General features: G+C 42.2%; 14 protein-coding genes, 1 pseudogene and 1 CRISPR repeat array. Of the genes and pseudogenes, 1 reads left to right on the forward strand and 14 read right to left on the reverse strand.

The window, feature by feature from the left end:
- Genes cmr3 through cmr1 form a run of 3 tightly spaced genes read right to left on the reverse strand, consistent with a single transcriptional unit; the run spans position 1 to position 4677 of the window.
- Entirely contained in the window at positions 1-1353 is a 1353-nt protein-coding gene (cmr3, locus tag MFF31_RS04445) for a type III-B CRISPR module-associated protein Cmr3 (protein ID WP_238186902.1), read from the reverse strand.
- A complete protein-coding gene (gene cas10, locus MFF31_RS04450; RefSeq protein WP_238186903.1) occupies positions 1331-3238 on the reverse strand; it encodes a type III-B CRISPR-associated protein Cas10/Cmr2 in 1908 nt (635 codons plus the stop codon). The genes cmr3 and cas10 overlap by 23 nt, the downstream gene beginning before the upstream one ends.
- The gene (gene cmr1 / locus MFF31_RS04455) at positions 3229-4677 is read right to left on the reverse strand and encodes a type III-B CRISPR module RAMP protein Cmr1 (RefSeq protein ID WP_238186904.1); all 1449 of its coding nucleotides are present in this window, start codon (positions 4675-4677) and stop codon (positions 3229-3231) included. Before cmr1 ends, cas10 begins: the two co-directional genes overlap by 10 nt.
- Positions 4678-5268: 591 nt before the next feature.
- Here cmr1 and MFF31_RS25520 point away from each other — a divergent pair.
- On the forward strand, positions 5269-5391 hold the full coding sequence (locus MFF31_RS25520; RefSeq protein ID WP_483874644.1) for a hypothetical protein: 123 nt from the start codon (positions 5269-5271) through the stop codon (positions 5389-5391).
- A 78-nt stretch (positions 5392-5469) separates the two neighbouring features.
- Positions 5470-6358: direct repeats of the CRISPR family, unit length 32 nt; unit sequence GTTTCAATCCACGCTCCCGCATGGGGAGCGAC.
- Between the two features lie 624 nt (positions 6359-6982).
- Here the strand turns inward: MFF31_RS25520 and MFF31_RS04460 are convergent.
- The 11 genes and pseudogenes from MFF31_RS04460 to MFF31_RS04510 all read right to left on the reverse strand — a co-directional run.
- Positions 6983-8123 (reverse strand): annotated as a pseudogene (locus tag MFF31_RS04460) (DEAD/DEAH box helicase); the annotation flags it as partial.
- Positions 8124-8276: 153 nt separating this feature from the next.
- Positions 8277-9011 (reverse strand): hypothetical protein, encoded by a 735-nt coding sequence (locus MFF31_RS04465; RefSeq protein ID WP_238186906.1) that lies wholly within the window; start codon positions 9009-9011, stop codon positions 8277-8279.
- A complete protein-coding gene (locus tag MFF31_RS04470) occupies positions 9008-9745 on the reverse strand; it encodes a hypothetical protein (RefSeq protein WP_238186907.1) in 738 nt (245 codons plus the stop codon). The genes MFF31_RS04465 and MFF31_RS04470 overlap by 4 nt, the downstream gene beginning before the upstream one ends.
- Before the next feature lie 178 nt (positions 9746-9923).
- Entirely contained in the window at positions 9924-11150 is a 1227-nt protein-coding gene (locus MFF31_RS04475) for an MDR family MFS transporter (RefSeq protein ID WP_238186908.1), read from the reverse strand.
- 220 nt (positions 11151-11370) lie between these two features.
- Positions 11371-11835: a DinB family protein gene (locus tag MFF31_RS04480; RefSeq protein WP_238188491.1), complete on the reverse strand. Its 465-nt coding sequence runs from the start codon at positions 11833-11835 to the stop codon at positions 11371-11373.
- A gap of 17 nt (positions 11836-11852) precedes the next feature.
- The gene (locus tag MFF31_RS04485) at positions 11853-12071 is read right to left on the reverse strand and encodes a helix-hairpin-helix domain-containing protein (RefSeq protein ID WP_238186909.1); all 219 of its coding nucleotides are present in this window, start codon (positions 12069-12071) and stop codon (positions 11853-11855) included.
- Between the two features lie 227 nt (positions 12072-12298).
- Positions 12299-12841 carry a hypothetical protein gene (locus tag MFF31_RS04490; RefSeq protein WP_238186910.1) on the reverse strand — a complete coding sequence of 181 codons (543 nt, stop codon included), beginning with the start codon at positions 12839-12841 and terminating at the stop codon, positions 12299-12301.
- Positions 12842-12990: 149 nt separating this feature from the next.
- Positions 12991-13401 (reverse strand): DoxX family protein, encoded by a 411-nt coding sequence (locus MFF31_RS04495; RefSeq protein WP_238186911.1) that lies wholly within the window; start codon positions 13399-13401, stop codon positions 12991-12993.
- A gap of 205 nt (positions 13402-13606) precedes the next feature.
- On the reverse strand, positions 13607-14041 hold the full coding sequence (locus MFF31_RS04500; RefSeq protein ID WP_238186912.1) for an RrF2 family transcriptional regulator: 435 nt from the start codon (positions 14039-14041) through the stop codon (positions 13607-13609).
- A gap of 590 nt (positions 14042-14631) precedes the next feature.
- A complete protein-coding gene (locus MFF31_RS04505; protein WP_238186913.1) occupies positions 14632-16422 on the reverse strand; it encodes a glycoside hydrolase family 66 protein in 1791 nt (596 codons plus the stop codon).
- Complete coding sequence (locus MFF31_RS04510) at positions 16419-17243, reverse strand: carbohydrate ABC transporter permease (protein ID WP_238186914.1); 825 nt, start codon at positions 17241-17243, stop codon at positions 16419-16421. Before MFF31_RS04510 ends, MFF31_RS04505 begins: the two co-directional genes overlap by 4 nt.
- Positions 17244-17245 lie beyond the last annotated feature (2 nt).

Below are 17245 nucleotides of genomic sequence, written 5' to 3' on the forward strand. Positions count from 1 at the left end.
TTAGTTAGAGGGCTTCCAAGTTCCCCAGATCGCAAGTCCAAATCCATCTTCTTCATCAAAACTACCTTTTCTTCTATCTCGATCCGACATTGAAGACAACCAGAAGTTCCTAGCGAAATCTGCTGCGTCGTATCCTTCTTCAACCTCGAAGAAATAGACACTGCCCGCTGGCACCATTCGTCTTACAGCCTTTTCAACACCATTTTGTTTTTTATCATTGATCGTCTTCGACTTATCTTTTTCTTCCTTTTTATTCGAATAACTCCACCCCGACACTGGTAAATAACCCGGGATACAAGCCCAACGTAATGTTAAACTAATGCCCTTATCATCACTCCACTCAGACTTTGTCCTGAGCTTCTCGTCAAGCCAACCGGGTCTCCAACCCTTTGCAAAATAAGCGGGAGTAGTCAAAATCATTCGAATGTATTTCGCCCCACGCAAAGACTTTATGACTTCATCGCTGCAAGTAGGGAAGCTGTTAGCATCCACTTCTTGAAAATGTGCAAGACGCCGCTTTCCACCCATAGGATGCACTTCAGAAAGTTGATTCGGCCATTCTAAGCCTGCACCCAGTTCTCCATTTACTTCGGCTACTACTGTTACATCGTGTGGTAACACTATCATTCTCATCGAATATAAAGCCTCATCTTGAGCTGCATAGGTATCTCGATTAATCGCTGTAGAGGTGCGCTCTTCTACTGCGAACGGGGCCATATAATGTTTTTTAACTTGATCCAATAAGACACGATCCATTACATTCAAATTCTCGATGCCACTCTCGCCTCTTTGAATCATTCTCCAAATGGACAGCTCATGCTGCAAATTTGCACGTACTACTTCATCCTCATATCTAACTAACCAATCGTGCATTCGTTCTTCAGAAATATAGGCAGGTGATTCTTTCCATTCTTTACTATTGAGTGGAACATGAATTGTCCACAAGCTATCTTCATGTGCCCCAAGCTTCCCTGTACCCAAAAATCCACTATCGAGGCTAGAATTCGTATACTCATTAACGGGACTTAAAGCTTCTATATGAAATTGCTTTTCTGTATCATCGTAGCCAAATAGATCTTTGGGCATTGGATAGAATCGTCTATCCCCACGCATATAAATTGGTCCCTTAACAAGCAGTTTCTTAATTGAAACTGCTTGTTTCGACGCAAATACGCTTAAATTATGTTCTCGATTAATGATTTTTTTGGCGAGCATCGCTCTAATTGAGCCTGCGAGTACACTTGGAATAATTTCAGACATTGAATGTGCCGTTTCTCCCGGTGTCGCATCGAAAGGTCTGCCGTCACGCATAAGGACCGAATCAAACGGTCTAATTTGAATATGCTTTTTCATATTGGCCCCCCTCTGACTCAATCATTACCGCAATAATCATCTTTTCTGCTAGCTCACGTAGTTGTTCGAGGGGGGTAACTCCATAATGAAAGCATGTCCGAACCCAAGTCACAAACTCCGCATACTTTGAATCAGAGAGCTGAGATGGTTTCTTCTTCCTAAGTAGACGCTCTACTTCTAGCGACAACAGTTTATGCAATCCAACTTCGTCATTATGCCAAGCCGACCCCTTTATGAGACTTCTATATTCTAAATACATCTCGCGAAGCTCATGCGGGAATTTGGTTGAGAAATAACCATTCCTATAGTATCTCTGAAACTCTTTTACTTGAAGCGTTGGACTAGGACGGAGTGTAGACTCTTGACCTTTTTCAATTCCTCCTAGGATATCCTTTACATCACCAAACGGTAAGCTGATCGTTGAGAGTGTTCCTCCATGCCGCTTTTGCATAATAATAGAAATTCTATTTTTTCCATTAGATTTAGCATCATGCTCCGCTCTTCTAGCTAAATTACAAGCTACCTCCAGACGTTCAAGCATATGTACGATTGCAACTCCTATTGATAATGTCGGTCTAGGCAGACCAACAGGAACCGCATCCCTCATAATTTCTGTAAACTTCTGTTGCAGTTTTTCGCAAACCTCCATACAATCACTTAATGAGACATACGCCATGACATCATCGCCGCCACTATAGACTAATTGTCCACGAACAGTTACTTTATCACCATCGCTTTGGTTCCGATGAGATATAATCTCCTCAGCCGCAGTGGCAAAATTGGATAGCTTTTCAGAAAATTCTTTGTGAGCACCTATAGTTTTCATTAATCGAAGTGTCTCGCCCATATTGTCACCATCACACATAATAAAAGCATAATAATTAGGCAATTGTTTAGAGTCTATCCTATACTTGGACCGTAGTTGGGTAATACGTTTTACTATCCCACTAACATGCTCTTCCTCATCGTTTGTCTTCCTAAACCCACTACCTTGCTTCTCTCTTAACTGCTCTAAGGTTTCAGCAACAAATTCTTCAACCCTATTCTCATAAAATAAAGCTGATTCATAATCATTTACGTTACTGCCCTTTAATTGAAGGTCAGCACATTGATAACGGACATCCTCATAAAAAGAGTTGATATCCGACATCTTTGATTCATTATTCTGAATTTTATTGCGATAAGGAAGGAATGCCATGTCACAGACCGATGGGAATATTTTAGAATCGATCTTATTAGATAACCGCTTAACAAGTGAAATCGCATCCAGCGTTTCACCTCGTTTAATACCAAATCGGGCGAGATTACGAAGCTGCTCCGGCCAGATTACAGATTCACGTCCACTATCTAACCGAGACTTCTTATCACCGAATAATGCGCCAGGTTCATTTTGACAAAAGTCACGAAGAGATTTACGAGCCGTCATTAATTGATCCGCTCGTTCAACAGCCTTGTCATAATCACTTTCATCCACAGCCATCGGCGTCCACACCGCATAACACTCTATAAAATCTTTGATTTGTCGATCCCACATGGACGTATTAATATATGGTTCCAGCCTCTTCTTTACATTGTCTGCACGATTGATCCATGACATCGCTACAGCTTTACGTACTGCAAGTGCGATCTCTCTAGGATTTCCACCCACTTCAACTACACCTATAATTTTGTTAGCAACTTTGAGGTTATTCCAAGAGTCTCCTTCACCTATGGATGGAAAAATCAATGTAACCCCGGAACTCATTAATGTCTGAGCAGCAACCTTACTAAGCTCGGATAATAGATGTGATCCGTACCATAAATCTCTCGTCTTACGTGCCTGTGCAATAAATTGTTGTACCGGACCAATAGTAATAATTAGAACCTGTTTGTTGACTACTCCCATTCGGCAACCTCCTTGCTGTGGAGAAAGGCTTGTATGGCTGATGATGTGCTTAGTAAATTTTTTTGAGTTCTTCTATAATCTGAGCTATTTTCAAGCCGCATTGGATTTCTAAATTGATTATCTTTGTATTTAGTCTTAGGATATATGTAGTTATCTTCTATCTTAAAACCTTGTAACTTCTTCTTAGTATCTGTGAATAACTGTTGCTCATGTTCCATTGGTTCTTTGACATCTATTAATTCCAGAGATAACTCGTTAAGCATTGGCTGACGTAAAACGGCTATAATGGCATGTCCCTTAAACGCATTTCCCCATGAGGACTTATTAGCCGAAGGTGAGACTCCTATCACTTTTAATATAAGCGGAGAGGCTAATCTATCCTTATCTTTGGGTAGCAGTTTAGTTTTAAATGGCTCATTAAGCTTAGGTTCATGCGACACTCTTCTTTTTGCAAACTGGAATTGAATCGGAAGCCCCAATTGTGCACGAGGGAAAGCATATTCCTTCTTATCGATAGTGGTGGATGTCTTGTGCTCTTTTTTGGACATTCCCGTTATCTCTCTAATCGAATCTGCCTCGGGCCAGAAACTTCTTTTTAGTACGTTGTCATTACTAACCCCCCCATATTTCATGCAAGGTGCTCTTCGGAAATCACTATATAGTTTGGCTATCTTGTTCCAAGCATCACTAATCGTTTCTTCTGTTTTAGAAAATTTTATATCATCACACAATATAGGCCACTGTTGATTACCGGGACCACTATCCGTTATAGGTAATTGCAGTTCATAGCCTGCTATGTTCTGTTTGTACCAGTCTTTTATGTTTTCTCCTCGCTTAGGTGAAAATTTTTCTGAATAAAGACTACCACAACCTCTTCGAGTCCGAGCTCCAACCCCACCGAAATTAATCCAAGCCCATAATGCAGGTTCAATCTCTTTTTCATACAGTTCTTTATCTGTAGAATTAACTGTTATACGCAGACTAAAAGTGTACTGTGATCCGAATTTTATTTCCGTATTTTTATCAAAGGGGAACATGAAGTATTTTGGCAAACCTTTTACAAATTCATTTTTTCGACCTGAGTGTATTTGAGCATTATCGAGAGAGATATCTTTTCCTACACGCTCAATCCAAATATGAATAGAGCTTGGCGTGGAAGTATTACCGAATATTTCAGTTTCTCTCTTACTTAATTCTGATACATTTTTAAAGGCCGCACCTCGGGTTGCTCGCCACCAAAATCTCAAGTTGCCACGTACGGATGATACACGGACAGGATTATCTTTATCAATTACCCCGGCTCTAGCACTTCCCCCAAACATGGGAGAGATTAATGAAATAGTAAGATTATGAATCGTCACATCACACTTATCAGGTGTGTTTGAGATGAGATTTGAAATGTTCACACTATCATCTGGTATTTCTAATTTTCGTTTCATTCGACTCTTCCCCCTCTAGTCGCTTATAACGCCAATCTTTTCCTGCAATATGAGCTATTTCGACTAAAACAAACAAATACCTCCTATTCTTCCAAGTTATTATTTGGATATATTATTTATCACTAAAGAATTTTCATATTTAAGACAAAAAAAAGGTCCCATCAAATAAATGAGACCAAAATTTTAGATAACAGAGTATTTATTATAATTTTTAAGTCGAGACATTAAAACTTGAATGAGACTTTAGTGTTCCACAGTCACCTCTAATAAACGGGACCTTACTTTATGTCAGTGCGACTATAATTCACTATTCATAGGGTATATATCTTCAAAGAGAATGATTTTGTAATTCGGCTATTAAAACGACCTTCCCCTTACGGATCTTCCCGTCTCTGACCTTTGTTTCAATTAGCATTCCTGCATGAAGAGCGACCAAACATGGTTTCCAGAAGACTACAATCCAGCGGTTTCAATCCACGCTCCCGCACGGGGAGCGACTGAGGAACAATGCGATGAGCTTGCATGAGAACAGTTTCAATCCACGCTCCCACATGGGGAGCGACCCGGCACGATTACATCCTAAAGCTAGACATGGCGTTTCAATCCACGTTCCCACATGGGGAGCGACTGCCTGAACATAAAGAGGTAATTAATCAACATGTGTTTCAATCCACGCTCCCACATGGGGAGCGACGTCTGCCCCGACCAGTTTAATATCTAGTCCTACAGTTTCAATCCACGCTCCACATGGGGAGCGACGCACTTTTTTTTATAGTCTGATGTTTTGCTACAGTTTCAATCCACTCTCCCACATGGGGAGCGACAAGAGGCTTTCATCCGAGAAACTGCCGCTAGGATGTTTCAATCCACGCTCCCGCATGGGGAGCGACCGGTTGACGCTGGATTTACTGATGAAGTAATTTCGTTTCAATCCACGCTCCCGCATGGGGAGCGACTTCCCAAATGTAAATATCAAGTACAACATAGACAGTTTCAATCCACGCTCCCGCATGGGGAGCGACTGACCGTTTGTCCGCACAATACCCAGACTTCAAAGTTTCAATCCACGCTCCCGCATGGGGAGCGACTGCTGATCCTCTTCCCAATCTTTCTCGTCATACCAGTTTAAATCCACGCTCCCGCATGGGGAGCGACTTACCGCTTTCCATGGTTGATATAATTGTTTCTCGTTTCAATCCACGCTCCCGCATGGGGAGCGACTAAAACAACGAAAAAGCCTAAGTCTGATAAAAAAGTTTCAATCCACGCTCCCGCATGGGGAGCGACGGCAAAGGGTGGACATGGTAGTGTGCATTTAATTGTTTCAATCCACGCTCCCGCATGGGGAGCGACGATTGCTTGATGGTGAATATGTTTTTCAATGCATGTTTCAATCCACGCTCCCGCATGGGGAGCGACGAAGAGTATGTACGACAACATGGATTGGGGGAAGTTTCAATCCACGCTCCCGCATGGGGAGCGACGTTTACCTCCACTTTGTTTAAACCATAAAGATTGTTTCAATCCACGCTCCCGCATGGGGAGCGACGTGTAGATGTGGATCCTGATGGTGTTCAGAGCTTTGTTTCAATCCACGCTCCCGCATGGGGAGCGACCAGTCGGCAGAAACGTTAGATGTTGTAGCTAGAGTTTCAATCCACGCTCCCGCATGGGGAGCGACTGCGAGCCTTATAAACCCTTGCCCAGCAAGGGTTTATAAGGCTTTTTCTGCGAACCCCAAATTTGATGGAGTATTTTATGTATACTTATTCGCCATAATCGCTGAAATCCCTTGTCTGGCTTGTGGTGCGAACCTCCTAGGAATTTCATGTGAGCTTGGGGTTCGCACTGAAATAATAAAAGCAGCATCTCAGAAAGTCTCCTTCTGAAATGCTGCTTTTCCTCTATTATGATTTAACCTATCGTTGCAACCAAGGGTTCGACGAAGCAACGCCTGTTGCTTGCGGTTCTGCTGATCTTGTCGGTCTTGATGATGAGCCTGTTCCTTGTGATCCCACTGGTCTTGAAGGTCTCGATGTCGCACTAGCTCCTTGTGACCCCGCCGATCTTGACGGTCTCGATGATGAGCCTGCTCCTTGCGAACCTACTGATCTTGACGGTCTTGATGACGAGCTTGCACCTTGTGATCCCGCTGATCTTGACGGTCTCGATGATGATGAGCCTCCACCATTTGAAGATCTCTGCGATGAATTTGGTCTTGCTGAATTTGATCTCGACGGACCAGACGCTCTGCCTGAGTTCCCTGATCTCGATTGTCCACCCGATTTCCCTGATGGAGCCACTGTTGTAACAAGCATCGGATATGGCTGATCTTCGACAACTGGAATCGTCTTTTTGATCACCTTCTCAATATCTTTACGGTATGGCAACTCTTCTGCTTCGCAGAAGGAAATCGCTACGCCGGTGTGACCCGCACGACCTGTACGTCCGATACGGTGAACATACGTTTCTGGAATGTTCGGGAGATTGTAGTTGATCACATGGGACAATTCTTCAATATCGATACCACGTGCTGCGATATCTGTTGCTACAAGAACGCGTGTAACGCCGCTTTTGAAGTTATTTAATGCGCTTTGACGAGCATTTTGTGATTTATTTCCGTGAATAGCTTGAGCCGTAATGTTCAGCTTTGTTAGTCCACGAACGACACGGTCTGCACCATGCTTCGTACGTGTAAATACTAACGCTGTTTTGATAGCTGGGTCCTTGAGCAAATGAATCAATAACTCAGGCTTGTTATCTTTATCAACCAAATACATCGACTGCTCGATACGTTCAACGGTAGAGGATACTGGAGTAATCTCCACCTTAACCGGATTTGTAAGAAGCGACTTAACAAGGTGAGCAATTTCCGGCGGCATTGTTGCAGAGAAAAACAACGTTTGGCGCTTGCTCGGCATCTTCGAAATAATTTTTTTCACGTCGTTAATGAAGCCCATATCCAACATACGATCTGCTTCGTCGAGAACAAGTATTTGAACATGTTGCAAGTCGACAAGCCTCTGATTCATAAGATCCATCAGTCTGCCCGGCGTTGCGATCAATATATCTGTGCCTCTCTCTAGCGCACGTTCCTGGGAACGCTGGGAAACCCCGCCAACGATTGCAAAGCTACGCAGATCGGTAAACTGACTATATGCATCTATATTTTCAGAAATTTGTAGTGCTAATTCTCTTGTCGGAGATAATATTAATGAGCGAATGCGGCGGCGAGAGGATTGTGGCTTCTGTGCGCTTAGTAGTTGAATGATCGGCAATGAAAATGCTGCTGTCTTCCCCGTTCCCGTTTGTGCACAGCCAAAAATGTCTCTTCCTTCAAGTACAGCCGGGATCGCTTGCTCCTGAATTGGTGTTGGTGACGAGTAGTTTTCTTTGCTTAAAGCTTTTAATATATCTGGAATAAGGTTCAAATCGTTAAATGTCATGGTATCTCCTATTTATAAAAACGTTTATTTGAATGTCATAGCGTATAAGGATAACACAAAAACAAGCAAATAAATAGCGGGATCGCTCCCGCTCTTCGTTTCTTCGCACTTATAATAGAAGCATTTATGCTAACGCTAACAGCATCTTGCTCATTACGGACGCTCCAATTCCGACTCGTTTAGCATCCGAATTGACTCTAATTGCCAATTACGATTCATAGTACTAGACGAATAAAATGAACCTAAGTCTTCACTATTTCCATTATAATGAGGCAGCCATCCAACATACAGCTTGGAAATCTGATTATTACCTATTAAAGTAGATAGAATTCCACTATCTTCACGTTTCGCATAAGCATCTACCTCAGCTATTTCCTGCCACTCCTTTGGGAATGTCAATGTTCCGTAAGTGCTCTCCTTCATGCTAGCCGACTGCCTAAGTTGAACACGCGGTGTATAAAATGAAACTCCATTTTCAATATGATATGTGCGTTCCCTTATTAAATAAAAATCTATTTCGCTAATAGGCTTTTTAGGATGAGTATTCCACATTATGAATTGCTTGGTCGGATCACTTTGGCTGAGCTTCCATATATATGGGTAACCATTTGTATCAACTGCTACGACTCTCCACTTCATTCGATCCCATATCCAGAAACTCATACTATAATTACCCGAAATAGAGATGAACGGCACGTATACATGGCTGCTATCAAGGTGAATAACATCTAGAATCTCGTTGGCTCCTGCTTCAACATAATAATTATTTATTGACTCTAATGTATCCTGAACACTTAGAAAATGACCAGGCTTGCCATCATAGTTTCGAAAAGCGTAAAGGGCTGCTAAAACCAAAATAATTGAAGCGATGATCAACTTTTTCTTCATGAGTTCCTAACCTCCACTTCAATTAGAGGTTGCTCAGAACGAAAATAATAATGTCGATCACGACCCGCGATATATAGGCCTTTACCATCATCCTGAATATATATAGCTGCTTCCAGACCGCTGCCCCATTTTGACTTTACTCCAATTATTAAATAAGGAAAACGTTCATGCTGAAAGTAGGTTTCACTTTCCAATTTCGACCCGATATACCATGCGTCAACTGTATTTACATCGGGCTGAACTTGTTCTAGTTGGTTAAGTAATTTATTCCTATCAAGCTTTGCTACAGATGCGGACGGATGAATGGCTACAATAGCTGCATGATTAACGTTAGCGATGTATGATGATGCTTCAGACTCTGGATAAATGCTATTTTGAAGAAAACTGAATAATAATGTCACGACCAAAGAGATGTAATTAGACCAAAAGCCGATCCATGCAAATGTTCGGTACTGCTGCCAAGATGTATGTCTATGTCTCAAGTAGAAATATAATATCCATACGCCCAAAGGGAGTATGGCAAGCTTCACGTACGTTTCGAACACCGTCAATGGATTTGTGACTGCAAATAAGCCAATGAACGTAGCAAGTATCATCTTCCAAACAACAGGCCGTTTCTCAAGCTTCAAATACTGCTTAGTGACAAAATAGATAATAAGACCCCAGCTAGAAAGTATCGATAAAATAGTCAGAATAGACATACTATCCACTGAAAATTCCACATTACTAAACATGTTTCCCCTCCCGCCTATATGTATGTAAAAAAACAAAAAAAGTCTTCCGACCCGAATACCGGATTGGAAGACTCACTAAACTTATATTGCGAGCCTCCGCTCACAATTTTAACATACATCATTTGGAAATATATCTTTTAATATGAAAATCACTAATTCTAACTTCGTTCTAAAATGTTTACACACTTACCTCAGAAGAAGCTTGCTTAGGCAACTTGACACTCATTTCGCCTATCCGATAGAACCAAATGGATGACAACGTTATAAGGGCTATCACTATAAACAACGTTTGTCCGCCATATTCTTGCAATAGGAACCCACCCAACCACGGGCCAAGGAAAAAACCTAAGTTGGTAAAGGTCTGTGCTCCAAAATAAGTACCTCTCATCCCCTCTGGCGCTAAGCGATCGAGCATTATAGCACCTGCTGGGAAGGTCAATACTTCGCCCCACGTAAATACAACCATGGCTAATATCAAGAACCACCAGCTATTACTAAATGCAAAACCTATGTTGCCTATCGCATAACAGATACTTCCTAAGATGATCGATGTAAGCGGACTGCGCTTCTCTGCCCATTTGGAAAGTGGCATCTGGAACGCAATAACGACAATCGCATTAATACTCATCATCCATGCAAACAGAGTTACGCCGTCTTTATAGTTCTGACCAATGAATTGTGATAACGTTGACGTCATCTGTGCATATCCGATCGCACTAACTATGCCGCCGATAATAAAGTAACGGAATGCTCTGTCCTTCCGAATGACGTTCCATGAATCAGCGATGGAGACTGGATTTTTCTTCTCCCCTTCGATGCTGCGTATACCATATTTATTAAGTAAGAAATGAAGCCAAATTCCATAAATCAAATAAAAACAGCCTGTAATTAACCACGGTAAACGTCCACTCATGCTTGCAAATACTGTTCCGAGCAGCGGACCTACCGATACACCAATATTAATAGCCATGTATCGTAAAGAGTAGACGGCATACCTTTTTTCAGGTTTGGTTAGATCTGCCATCAGTGCTTGTGACACGGGTTCATAGAATGAACGGCATAAACCATTTAATGCGTTAAGTAGTGCAAAGATAATCGGCAAACTTGCAAAAGCAAATCCGACGAACACAGCACCCCATAAATAAATAGCTGCGAGCATAACAATTCTCCGACCGAATCGGTCAGACAAATGTCCGCCGAAGAAACCACCAAGCATACCTGCGAGGGAACCTGTCCCAATCGTTAAACCTATCATCATTGGGCTCATATCAGTGTATTTAAACAAATAAATAGCAAGAAATGGTAAGCTCATTGAGCTTGCAATACGGGCAAACACAGTACCTATGAGTAACACGTTAACAATAGGATGGTAATCATTTAATAGCGATTTTAGTCGTCTAATCATCGATATCCTTCTTTCCGCTGCTGTGATGATTCCATGAGGTAAAGTAAAAATTCCCAAAATTGTGTATAGAATTCTGATTATACAACAAGCCCTTAAAACGAGGAAGAGCCAAAATAGAAATTAGGAATGTTTCCCGATTTCTATTTTGGCTCTCCCATTAATAACAATTATGAGTATTATTACTCATCCATTAGTCCGCAATAATAACGATTTATACACTTTAATCATGCTGTAAGCCTTCGTGATATAGGCTTAAGCTCAGAAATTGCTCGGGTGTACTCAGTGTAATCCCTGTAGAAGTCGTGTAGGGCACAAGCTTCTCCTGAAGGCGGTTCGCTAATGCTTCATAGATTCTCTCTTGCTGTTCATTAAGCATCCATTCAAGCTCTTGAAGAGTTGGCACAGCATCGGTCGCTGTCGTTGTTAATGGAGAAGTGCCGTATTCATATCGTTCCTTGAATCCTGCCGGCAATTGCTGAGGAAGTCCAATATATTGAAAGGCGAACCGTTCTTGGACAACATAGATGTGGCCATACTGCCAACGAATTGTATTACGGAAGCCATCTGGAATACGATCTGCGTTGTCCTCTGTTACACCATCCAGCAACTTTAATGTTCCTTTTCGAACGAAAGCCAGTTGTCCAAATAAATAATGCCCCCTAGATACATCCCCTCCATAAGTCACCAATCAACATATCTAGCCTAACGATCAGCAAATGAAAGACCCTTTGCTTCAAGCGCACTGCGGAGCGTTTTGATTCCGTTTGGTCCCATTCCATGTAGCTGCAAAACTTCCCTCTCACTGAGGCTCGTAAATTGCTCCAACCGCAAATATCCAGCACCGGTAAGTGCCCTTAGCGCTGGCTTGCTAAGTCCTGCTGGCAAGTCGCTTTCAAGTGTACGATCATTATGTGTACTCAATATCCATTCACCTTCTTATTGTCCGAAATGCACTTATACCTATCACATTTATTTACATGAGTTTACCAAATGTATAGCTTAAATCCAAGCGAGTACTAGGTAACTACAATCACTTGTTTCTCCTTTTACGAAGTATTCCGAAGAGAAGAAGGCTTAACAAAATACCCGCGATTACAATTGAAATAACAATCCAACTACTCATACCAAAAATAGTCTTACTTCCACCGTTAGAAACATTGCCAACCTGCTGGATTTCTCCATTTCCCCCCTGTGGTTACTCCTGTACTTTCTGTGATTTCTGATCCTGCGCTTTCTTGTTCTCCTACTTTCCCCGCTGTTCCCTCCGTTTCTTCGGTATCTTTGAGTGAAATCTCTTTCGCTCCAAGATACTTGAGTTCCTCGCCCGCGTCAGCGATTTTCATTGAAGGGGAACAAAGTGGATTTTCCCATTGTCCGTTACTTTTTTTCAAATAAAATAAATATGTTTCGCCCTTCTCACCTGGACCATCCAAAGAGCCCCACGTCATATCTTCAGTGACCGACAGACTCGTTTCCGTTATTTCCTTAAAGCTTCTTATTACTTTCAATTGCAATCTATTATTTTCTTTTTTTCGAGTGACCTTCTCAACCTGAGCTTCAATAATACCATCGTACTTGTTATAAGCTTTCTCACCGGATTCCAAATCTACGCACTTTAAAGCAAACGAGTTTTTTGGATATAGGAACATACCAATCATCAAGATGCAAACTAAAAGAATATGCTTTTTCATTTCAACACCTCCACTTACATTAACGAAAATATACTGCATAATTGTTGCATTTCCACTAGTGAAACCCAAGTGATTGCCGGCGCAAACAAAATAGGCAACCTTATACCATCCGGTATTAGGCTGCCTATTTGTACATTGACTTTCACTCGCTATCCACCGAATCCAGGGAAATGTGATAACGCCGACATATTTAGAAAAAATAGTACGAACGCAATTAGTCCAATAATGAAAATGGTAGAGGTTTGATAAAAGTTGTCCTTCACACGAAGATGGGTCAATACACCGCCGATAGCTACAAAGCCTAGCAATAATGCTCCCGCTGCCGTCCAGCTTGGTTCCCAATAGCCGATAATTAGAGCAGCAGCGCCTACTAATTGAACAACCCCCGTTACAACGCGGAACCATTGCGGCAGACGCCAGCGCTTAAAGCTTTCTACATGCATGGGGTATCCCGACACCTTACCGTTACCTGCCAATAGAAAAATTAATACCAAAATACTTTGTAATAGGAAGGATACAACGTTCATCGCAATCATCTCCCCACTTCGCAGTTTGATCACTCAAAGAAACACCTTACGTATTACTTTATGCTCCACTTATGGATAAAAGTTCAGAACGAGCTACTATTCCTAAGGATTCTCAATATTATTATGTGCTTAAATCAAGCACATTTTGTCCCAAAAAAATTCGCATAGCAAATTTATTCTTTTATTTGCACATCATAATATCAGAACGATACTATTGATTTATTTTATTCGAAATGCACTATTGCGTAAAATAGTCAACCCGATTCATTACATCAGCTATTGTGAACTGTTTAAGATATTCGATTGTTTGCCGTTCTGCTTCGTATAATATTTTCTCCAACTCTAAGTCGATCTGCACACCCGCTTCATCACACTCGACTCCATACTCCGGTTCATTTGTTAAACTAACTGCGCAATAAACGTGACCTAACGTTATTTGACTTGCAGCCATACGTAATATATAACCGCCTTCACGGCCGCCTTTAGATTCTACTATACCTGCACAGGTCAAAGCCTGCATTACTCTACGCATAAAGGTCGCATGAGAATCGACTTGGTTTGCAATCATAGCGCTTGATACTACGCTGCCGCTTTGGGCAAGCCATACGATAGCATGTACAGCTATTTTGAACCTCGGAGGTCCAATGTTTATTCCACGATTAGCAGTGCTCATCTTTTCTCCCCCTTTAACGCAACCATTTCAAGCACATTGTATTACGTTAAAAAAGAATTCGCAAGTTTCTCATGCATTCTAATTATGAAGAAACTTACAGTTTTGTTGTATATTCAGCAAGGAATGTGCTAATTCGCTGTCGAATATGAAAAATATGTAACTTAAAAGCATAATCGTTAGCTCCAAAGAAGAGGTCGTTCAAGAAGAATGCTGAGGGGATTTTGAACATCCGTCTACGAAATGGTACTGGATGTCACTATTAGTTATAGCATTTGCCATTCGGTCATTTATCGACTGGAAGTATAGAGATGGTTCGCGAGAATTAATTGTTTCACTTATTTTGCTCGTATTTGGTAGCATACTAATCTATTTCCTATTATAACATTGGACAGTTCACCCAAGCCCTTCATAATTCTTCTTCCCGAAGGGCATCTCGCGAAGTAATATCCACTACTGTGAAATGCCTCTCATTGTTAGTATTAGCTAACAATGAGAGGCAGAGTGCACTAACGTAGCATCTACCAGCACCAGCTTCTACATCTCTACATCTCTACATCTCTACATCTCTACATCTCTACATCTCTACATCTCTATACCGTATCTTCCCCGTCCCGCAGCTTCACAATCAACAAATCCCAGAATAATAAAGGGGGGAGCTCTACAATAGCGACATTGCCACGGGCAGTAACCTCTATTCGATAGTCCAACTCCAGCGCTCTTCCAAAGTTAGTATCCGGGCTTGCTAATAAAACAGAGTCGAGTTCGTCATCGAGAGCAATTCTAAACGTACGACCAACTACAATCTCCGGCTGCTCCTTCGGCTCATTCCAATAATCATCAGAGGCAGCGGATAAATTTATGCTGTGGATGAGCTTTACCCTATCATTCTCTCGAATTACCGTCCATACTTTGCCCGCTTCACCATACGTACTATAAGGAAATCCTTCAAATGCATACTCCAAATTATCTCCATCGGCATGAGTCATTGCTACATCCCGCAGCTCGTTATCATGTGTAATATGTCCATATCGCACGCCAAAATCACAATAGTCCCGTACTATACGCATAAACGAAGGACGTAGCTTGGAATGGTCGACATAATATCCTTGCGTCAGCACACCTCCTTGTTCACCATGAAGTAGATGATAGGCACCGTGAGCGGTAACGACTGCATTTAATAAGCGGAATCCATGCTCGGCTCCAACTTTGCGAATTCCTCCCTCTGCATCACTCAGCACTTTCCCTGTCCCACCCATTGATCCAGCTTCTCGGAATGGTTTCAAGTACGCTGCCAAAATAATAGGCTTATTGTCGCTCAAATGTCTCGACCAAGCTATGATTTCTCGCAGGTGATGATATCGTTCATACGGCTTCCACACTTCTACATAGATGGCATCTTGACTTGCCCTTGCAACTGTATGAACTGGCCAATTACCTACATTGTTGAAGATGAGACATATATCATCCTTCGCTATGGACAAAGCATCTCGAGTCGATTCGATCAATTCTGGGAACTGCTCGCCCAGCCGTTCCAAACGAGACTTCCCATTCAACCTTGACCAACCTGTCTTCGGAAATCCGTACGTGTCCATATGAATACCATCGAAATCGAGCAAAGTAACTGCCTTTTGATACTCGTCTACGATATGGCGATGCCAAGGACTATCTGAGGAGATGTTCATAATGCTAAATATACCGATAAAGTCATAGGGCTCACCTGAACTTGTATACAATCTCCAAGCAGGATTGTTATCCGCAAATGCTTTGCTGGCCGCATAGACCGCGCCATAAGCTACAGCTTTCATACCATAGCGATGGCAAAGTCTGATTTTCTCCTCCACCACATCTCGACTTACGACACGCCCCATTAAATCTGTATACGTTTCTGCGTCACTCACTAGATCATCATGTCGATACATCCAATCGTAAAATTGTACGAGATTCAAATGAAGCTTCGCCATCCACTTCACATCTTCATCATCGCCTATTTCTTGAGGGCCAAAGTCACTAAGGAACCCATACCTCGTAGCCTTCCTCCAATTCGAAACGACATCGAAGGCTGTTGAAGCGGTATCGACAACGATACCGCGATTAACTACATCCACATCAGCACCATAACCCGTAAAGTCCCTCTCGAACGGTCCTACCTCTATCGTGTAAGCAGCCGTGGCATTGGAAGGAATGCTCATCTCAAATTCTAGCTTCTCCACCTCGTCTGCAAGCTCCCGAATCGTACATACCACCCGCACAAACCGTACCTCATTTCCTTCGTTCACAAGCTCGACGGTCAAAGCAACCTTTTCCCCACGGACAAATTGAGCTTTCGCAGGGTATAGATCTCCAATCCTGCACACTATTTTCTCAGCGCTCAATTCCTTCACCCTTTCAACGCACCAGCAGTGATGCCTTTAATGAAATATCTTTGGAAAAGAACAAATGCAAGTACCGCAGGGGCTAGACCAATGAGCGCAGCAGCAGCCATCAAATTCCACTTGGCGCCATAGGTCTGGAAGAACATCGAAACAGCTAGCGGAATCGTCCGCATCTCTTGACTTTGCAGGAAAAAGACCGCCTGACCATAATTGTTCCATATGCCGAGTCCCGTCAGAATAACAACAGCCGATGTAACCGGACGGAGAAAGTGGAAGGTCACTCGCCAAAATGCAGTGAAGTATGTGCAGCCATCTATAACAGCTGATTCCTCTACTTCCTTAGGCAATGTACGAATAAAGCTCGTATACAGGAACACCGACAATGGTAGGGCGTTCGTTGCGGTTAACAAGATCATCGCCCAGTGAGTATTGATGCCATCAATAGATCTTATTAATGTATAAAGCGGAACCGTAATAATAATGGCTGGAATCATCAAACAAGCGAGCAAAATATTAAAGATCGCAGCATGCCTCCAGTTGCGAAATCTCGCAATCGCATAACCAGCCGAGCTTGCGACGAATACGACAAGTGCTACCGCTCCAAACGTAATAGAGATGGAATTGATCATCGCCCTCCCGAGCTTGGAACCGTTCCAAGCATCGATGAAATTGCCAAAGTGAAAATCTGGCATTAGAAATAATCCGTTGAACATACTGCCTGATGGTGTATTCATCGCCAGATACAACAAGACGTAGAACGGAATGATAGAGATTAAGACCATCATTCCGGCAATGACATACTTTATGACGGTTGATGCACGTAGTTTCATCG

Origin of the sequence: Paenibacillus sp. L3-i20 (genome assembly GCF_022180385.2) — a bacterium.
Classification (GTDB): domain Bacteria; phylum Bacillota; class Bacilli; order Paenibacillales; family Paenibacillaceae; genus Pristimantibacillus.